Origin of the sequence: Chamaesiphon sp. GL140_3_metabinner_50, assembly GCF_025361915.1 — a bacterium.
GTDB lineage: Bacteria > Cyanobacteriota > Cyanobacteriia > Cyanobacteriales > Chamaesiphonaceae > Chamaesiphon.
In genome coordinates, this window is sequence record NZ_JANYJC010000287.1 from 1 (window position 1) to 7,262 (window position 7,262).

4 protein-coding genes are annotated in these 7,262 nt (G+C 47.9%); 1 reads left to right on the plus strand and 3 read right to left on the minus strand.

What is annotated here, in order from left to right; genetic code table 11:
- Positions 1 to 71: 71 nt before the first annotated feature.
- Positions 72 to 425, plus strand: coding sequence for an endonuclease domain-containing protein (locus Q0R35_RS13940; RefSeq protein WP_295619324.1), 354 nt, complete (start codon positions 72 to 74; stop codon positions 423 to 425).
- A gap of 264 nt (positions 426 to 689) precedes the next feature.
- Here the strand turns inward: Q0R35_RS13940 and Q0R35_RS13945 are convergent, their stop codons facing one another.
- The 3 genes from Q0R35_RS13945 to Q0R35_RS13955 all read right to left on the minus strand — a co-directional run.
- Entirely contained in the window at positions 690 to 1,853 is a 1,164-nt protein-coding gene (locus tag Q0R35_RS13945) for an aminotransferase class V-fold PLP-dependent enzyme (RefSeq protein ID WP_295619328.1), read from the minus strand.
- Positions 1,854 to 2,014: 161 nt separating this feature from the next.
- Positions 2,015 to 3,925: a tryptophan dimethylallyltransferase family protein gene (locus Q0R35_RS13950; RefSeq protein ID WP_295619330.1), complete on the minus strand. Its 1,911-nt coding sequence runs from the start codon at positions 3,923 to 3,925 to the stop codon at positions 2,015 to 2,017.
- 513 nt (positions 3,926 to 4,438) lie between these two features.
- Positions 4,439 to 7,262, minus strand: a 2,824-nt coding sequence (locus tag Q0R35_RS13955) for a GAF domain-containing protein (RefSeq protein WP_295619333.1), incomplete at its 5' end; no start/stop codon positions are given.

Below are 7,262 nucleotides of genomic sequence, written 5' to 3' on the forward strand. Positions count from 1 at the left end.
GGTTGGGGGATTTGGATCTCGAAACGAAGTCTAGGGGAGTCCAATTTCACTGCTCAAAGAAGAGGGAAAAGATGCCGACGTTTCACTTGCCGTATAACCACAATCTTATCGAACTCGCTCGACAAATGCGGAAAAACCCTACTCCCGCCGAGAGAAAACTGTGGGAAGAGTATCTACACAATTTGCCAGTGAGAATACTACGCCAAAAACCAATCGACAGGTTTATTGTGGACTTTTATTGTGCGTCTGTAAAATTAGCAATTGAGCTTGATGGGCAACAACATTATACGGAGGAAGGAATGATTTATGACTCAGAGAGGAGCGCGGTTCTGGCAGGTTACGGGATTAAAGTTATCAGATTTAGCAATCAGGACGTGATGAATGATTTCGATCGCGTATGCAAACAAATTACCGATTCACTCTAATTCAAAGTCCCCATTGGAAAGCCACCGTGTCTACACATCTCTAGTTAGACGCAAAATTGGTGAAATCCCCCTAAATCCCCCTTTCCAAGGGGGACTTCCGGAGCCAGTTCCCCCTTTTTAAGCTACCGTGTATAAACATCTCTAGTTAGAAGCGAAATTGGTGAAAATCTCCCGGTCTTGTCTGGCATAATCCCCCTTGACTTCCGGATCCGGTTCCCCCATTTCCAAGGGGGGTTAGGGGGGATTTAGATCTCAAAACGAAGTCTAGCCAACTTTAACCGACTGTCTACGGTGGGCAAGTTTGACAACACTCTCAATCAGTTGCTGACAATCTTTCTCTGTATTACATGGATGGGGGGAAACTCGGATTCCCAAGTTAGAACGCGTATCTACATCGATACCTAATCCTGCCAGCTCCTGTACCAAAATTTCTGCACGATCGACACCCAAACAGATCGATCCACCACGCTGCTCGTGAGATCGGGGTGTGTGGACTGGTATACCATTGCGATCGGCACAATTTATCAAATAAGTTGTTAATTCTGTATTGCGCTGATGAATTTGCTCTACACCCACATCTAATGCAAACTTCAGCCCCGCTCGTGAGGTATAAATTGGCTCGATCGATGGTGTACCCTGTTGAAAGCGTCTCGCGCCTGTCGCGGGTACGAAAGTCTCGGCAAATGCTGTCGGCTGAAGATGGGCAAACCAGCCGGGATAGACTGGTTCGAGTCGCTCTGCTAACGATGGTCGGACGTAGGCAAATGCCAATCCCATCCCACCACAAAGCCATTTATGCGTGCCGCCAACGACGATATCGGCATCGAGCGCGGTAACATCGATCGGGATGGTGCCGATGGCTTGATAGGCATCTAATACCACGATCGCGCCCGCCGCATGAGCCGCTGCGATAATTGGTTGGATATCTAGGCGGGCACTATTGAGATAGGATACGAGCGAAACTGCCACAATTGCTACCCGATCGTCGATTTTAGCCACTATATCGGCTGCGTCAATCTGCATTCCATCGGCGGCGGCGACTTCGACAATCTCAAATCCGCGCAAGGCTTGAGATGTCCACAGATATCGGCAAGATGGAAAATCTAAAGAGCTAATGACGATGCGATCGCGATTGGCTGTCGGTTGAATTGTTGCCGCAATTGTCGCCTGAACCGCAGTAGCACTGGGCGCAAGCGCGATCGAACCAGTTGGCGCGTTGAGTAATGTTTCAATTAAATGAAACATTTCCTCGTATCGCTCTAGCCAGAGCGGTAAAGCGCGTCTACCCATAGATAAGCTCTGAGCGTACGCTTCGAGATCTGAAAATGCTGCCTGCGGTAATGGCCCTAGAGAATGAGTCCCCAGATAATTCCGTTGGTTTAGCAGCGGAAAATTTTGGCGTAGATGCGTAAAATCTGGGGCTTGCATTGCAATTATTCTTGTAGGAGGATGTTTGGGTCAAGGCAGCGCACCAATCAGGGGACTTTAAGCCCCCCTTAAAAAGGGGGGTTGGGGGGATTCTCTAGGATCTAAGTAGCAAACTATCCGACGCATCCATTCATCCTCTGAGAGGCTATTGGAAATCCGGCTTAACAAAAGCAGAGTCGGTACAATCGATCGAGAAATTTCCACGACGCGATCCGAGTCTTTTCTGCTCCTTGTTTGGCAGCTAATGTACCTGGTGCTGAGTCAGCAAGAAAACGAGCCAGAATTAAAGCTTCATCGGCATGATCGATCTCAATTTCTTCATGCATAGTCAGCCAAGCAATTTTAGAAAGCTCTATATTTGTCTTCCGAAATTCTTGTCCTAAGCATAGATCGAACTGCTTGCCATGAATCTCCATTAAAATTGCCGCACCGACTCCTTCATAACAATCGAGATCGACATAAATTGCCTCTAAGTTTTGGCTATACTCACGACCGGGAATTAACATTTCCTCAGTGAAAGATGCCATTCGCCAAGCATCGATGCCAGAAATCAATCGATCGAACAGTTTGCGGTGGACGGCATTGATATTACCATTCCCTAATTCTTCATTTAGCTGTTTGGTCAGAATACAGCGAATTCTTTCATCATCGACTCGACCGACAACATTGGCAAGTAGGCGGGTAAAGTGCGTAACAACACCCTCGCGAACATTCATAAATAACAGCCAAATATGTGCCGGATTGACTTCCTCTCGTTGTAGTCGTTGCAAGAAGGGGTGATGAGCTACCGTATATTCTTCATAATAATGAACCATTTCTGCCAGCGAACGCGATGATTGTGCTGGTTGTACCGTACTCATTTTCCGTGGAGGTCGAACTGCATTTACTTCTGGATTGAGGTACAGCGTTACTCGTCTTTGCTGTTTGTCCCTGCGTAATGAAGTATAGGAATGCATCCCTATTCCTGCTTCTAATTTACGGTTAGTCAACGCTGTGATTGCTGAGTTATATGTAGAGACGGGTAACCCACGTTCGATAAAATATAGATCGAGGCGATCGCATACTGCCCGATCGTCTGTCGCATAGTTAGAAATTGGTAAGTGTAGCGTGCTACTAGAAGGAATAGCATCATCTCCGACCACCCAAGAGAAGGCTGAAATTGCTGACTTGGCAGTAAATGAGGTTTGACCTGGTGCCATTGCTTTGCAAAATTCGATCGCGTCGCCAGGTACATAGTTACGAGCGGCACTCAGGGCAGATTCGAGCGCGGCGGGGGTTGCATCTTGGTGGCGGATATAAACTTTGACTCGCGCTTGGGTATCGGCAGCGAGATCGAGCGAGAAGTAGACAAATTCATCTTTGTCGGGGCCGCGTTGCGCTGCGGTCTCGGCTAATGTCGGCCAAGCGTGGGTAAAACCGAGTCGGACTAAAGATTCTTCGACAATTGCCGCCGCTCGGCTCGGTTGCTGGGCTTGAGGATTGAGATAAAGTTTAAAAGATGGCTCTTTGTCGGGATAGAAGCAGATTGCGTGCCACATCGAGAATTTAGCTTCTGGATTGGCGGGGGTGTAGAGATCGGCAATCTGCTCGAACCGATCGAGGCTGACGTTAAAATGCTGGGCGATGTACTTGTTGAGTTCGAGTCCGGCTTGCCAATTGGTGTACAGATCGGGTGCTGTGCCCTGGGCTTCAATTAAGACGCGGAGTTCGGCGCGATCGGGTGCTAATGCTAGCGAAAATTCAAAGGGCGCGCAATCGTCGGAAACATCGGATTTCCAGGTTGATGTCTCTCCTACTCGACGATCGCCCCATGAGGTCGTTAGGTTCTGAAAAATCTCGGTAATTCGATCGACTTGTCCGCCCAATCCGACGGCATTAACGAGTGCGGTTAATTTTTCTACCCCACACTCAATATAAGTTTGCTTGGGTAGCAATCGTTCTACATCAAATCCTATTTGCCCACTTTTCTCGATCGATTGGTGCTTTTCTAAGGGCAATATCTCACTACTGTAGATATTTTTGGATGAACCGATTTGCTTTTCTACCGTAGAGATGTTTTCAGCATTGTCCATGATAAATACCCAATTATTTGATGTGTATTTTTATATTTATTTGTAAAAATACTTTTAATAACCTTAGCATAAGAATATATAATTCGATACATTTGTTGCTTTTAGCACAACAGCATACGGAACTTTGTAGTTGAGAAAGTTCGATTCAAGGCTCGATCGGTAAATCTGAACTTGCTTATAGAAGCGAGTTATACAAGTTTTAGCCTAAATAGTTAATCGAGATATGTCTGTATAAAATGTATAGCCTCGTTCGGTCGGGGATACATGTAGATGTATATAACTACAATAGAAATCGCTTAATTGTAATATTTAGATAATGCGTGAAACATGGGATCTAAAAATTAATGTAGCAATTGTCACAAAGAATAGTTTCGATCCAAAATTGAGCGAAAAACAGATCGACTCGATCTTTATTGATGATGATTAAACGCTCGGATGGCGGATTAATGTAGCGATCGTCACAAACACATTATGTATTATCGAGTCGATCGAAGTAAAATTTGTCAGAGTGGCTTACTTGCCGTTTACTAGTGTGTCGATCGTCGCGACGAGTTGACTGAGCTTGACAGGTTTAGTGAGATAGCGATCGGCACCAGCATCGAGGCATTTCTGGCGATCGGGAGGTGAGGCTAGAGCTGTCAGGGCAATAATTGGAATCTTGGCACACTCAGGCATTTGGCGGAGGCGGGCGATCGCCTCAAAGCCATTGAGGTCGGGCATCTGAATATCCATCAAAATCAGATCGGGTTGGCGCGATCGGGCAAGATCGATCGCTCGTACTCCATTTTCCGCCTCGATCGGTCGATAACCGCGACTTTCTAGATAGCCTGTCATGGTTTCCATATTCGCTGGATTATCTTCGGCAATCAGAATTACGGGGTGTTGTTTGATGGCGTTAGAGGGGAGGGCATCGCTAACTGGGGGTGGAGCTTGGGTCAATAATCCAGGCGGCACGATTCTCGCGTCGAGAGGCTTCTCTTCTCTCCGAGACGCTCCGCGAACGAGAGGCTTCGCCAACGCCAACGGTTCGTCAGTTGGGCAAAAGGGCATCGAGACGGTAAAGCAACTGCCAAGATCGACCTGACTTTGAACGCTAACGGTACCCGCGTGCATTTCGGCAATCCGTTTGACTAGTGCCAAGCCCAATCCCGTCCCAGCATATTGACGATTGAGACTGCTATCGATCTGGACGAAGGGTTGGAACAGTTGACTCAGATGTTCGGGTTTAATGCCAATGCCCGTATCGACAACCGAGAAGGCAATTTGCCAGGGGACTGCGGCGGTGGCGGGTTGTTGGGGGGGGAATGCCCGATCGACTAGGGGGATAACTGCGGGATTGCCCTTAAATCGATCGTCTGGCAGTGGGGTGGTAATTTGGACTAAACGCACATCTAGGGTAATTCGACCGCCTTGTGGGGTAAATTTGACGGCATTACTGAGTAAATCGTGGAGGACTTGCCGAAAGCGGCGATCGTCTACCTGAATGTTGGTATGTTTGAGGTAATCGGGCAGTTCTAGCCGCAGTTTAAGTTGTTTTTTGAGGGCGATTTCTTTGACGAGCAGCAGGCTGTTGTGGCAAAGATTGGTAACGGATACATTGGTAGTTTCGAGCTGGAAGTTATCGGCTGCCATCGTGGATAAATCGAGGATATTTTCGATTAGGGATAGAAGCTGTTTGCCGCTTTTAGAGATGGTGGCGATCGCACTGCGCTGGCGATCGGTGATGGAGCCAAAAATCTCGTCGTGTAAGCCTTCTGACATGCCCAGCACGGCATTGAGCGGGGTGCGAAGTTCGTGGCTCATGTTGGCTAAAAACTCATCTTTGAGCCGGGTGGCGCGGGCGAGTTCTTGGTTGGAGATGGCGAGTTGTTGGTTGCTCTGGAGTAATTGGGTTTCGGCTTGCTGTTTTTCAGTGAGTTCTCGTTGGAGCTGCTCGAACAGATTTGCCTGCTGGATGGCGATCGCCAGTTGATCGGCAATTTGCTGGAGTAATTGGGCTTCGGCATCTTGCCAGTCTCGCTGGGTACTACAGGTATGGACGCTAATGGTGCCCCATAATTGAACGCGATCGCTAGGATCGAGCCAGTACTGAGTGTCACTATCGTTCGATCGCAGCAAAATCGGGGCGACAATTTTAGACTTGGCTCCAGCCACCCGCGCCCATTCTGGCCATCGCAGCGACCAAATATCCTGTGCTACATCTGGCACGATTCGGGGTTGCCCCAACAGATAAAATTCAATTTCTTGGTTACTTAATGGTTCTCGCTCCAGATGCAGATCGACAAGCGGGGTATGTGTTGGTGCTACAACTTCGGCAACCGCCCGCAGCTTGAGATCGATCGGGCTAATTTGACAGACGATCGCCCGATCGACCATCATTAAGTCTTTAACTTGGGCGGTGGCGGTGGCGAGGATATCGTCGATGTTTAATGAATTGCGAATTTGTTGGGCGATGCTGCCTAATGTCCGTTGCTGCCTGAGTTGGAGTGCGATCGATTCTTCCGCGCGCCAGCGAATTTCTAGTTCTAATTGAACTTTTTCATACAGGGTGGCTTGTTGAATGGCGATGCCGATTTGTTCGGCGATGTGTTTGATAAAATTAATCTCGTTTTCTTGCCAAGTGCGTGGTGTGGCGCAATGATGGATGCATACCAGCCCCCATAAGTTAGGGCCGTTAAATAATGGTACGACTAAGTTTGCCCGGACTTGAAATTGAGCTAATACCCGAACTTCACAATCTAGTAACCCCGCAGCGTGGATATCTTCGACAGCATTAATTTTATCTTGTTGATAGAACCAGGCTAATTTGTTGCCAAAGCCCGGATCGTGAATTTTTGCGCCCAGAATCGATTCAAACCTGTCGGCGACAGCTTCGGCAACAAATTCACCCCGATCGAAGTTAAAATCGTTATCGAATTTGAAGATCCCGACGCGATCTGTTGCCAAAAATTGGCGAACTTCCTGCACGGCTGTCTCAAAAATGGTCGGGAGATCTAGCGATCTCCGAATTCGCTGCGTCATTTCTCGCAACACAAATTCGCGTTCGGCTTGTTGGGCGATTGTGCGTTCGGTTTGCAGCCGCATCGCTTCATCTAGTTTAGCTGCGCTGATATCGAGATGGATGCCTACTGCGCGATACGGACGATCTCGATCGTCCCGTTGCACCAAACCATAGACTTTAATAAACTTGATATTACCGTCGGGATGAATGACGCGGTATTCCAGCTCAAATTCTGTCTCACAGAATAAAACTTGCCCGATTTTTGCCTCAGCAGCTTGGCGATCTTCGGGGTGAAGACATGCGCCCCAATTACTATAGGTTAAGATGTTCTCAGTA

What these genes read in the sequence shown, in the direction of transcription:
- Q0R35_RS13940 (WP_295619324.1), top strand. Translation starts at nt 72, where the DNA reads ATGCCGACGTTTCACTTGCCGTATAACCACAATCTTATCGAACTCGCT.
- Q0R35_RS13945 (WP_295619328.1), bottom strand. Translation starts at nt 1,853, where the DNA reads ATGCAAGCCCCAGATTTTACGCATCTACGCCAAAATTTTCCGCTGCTA.
- Q0R35_RS13950 (WP_295619330.1), bottom strand. Translation starts at nt 3,925, where the DNA reads ATGGACAATGCTGAAAACATCTCTACGGTAGAAAAGCAAATCGGTTCA.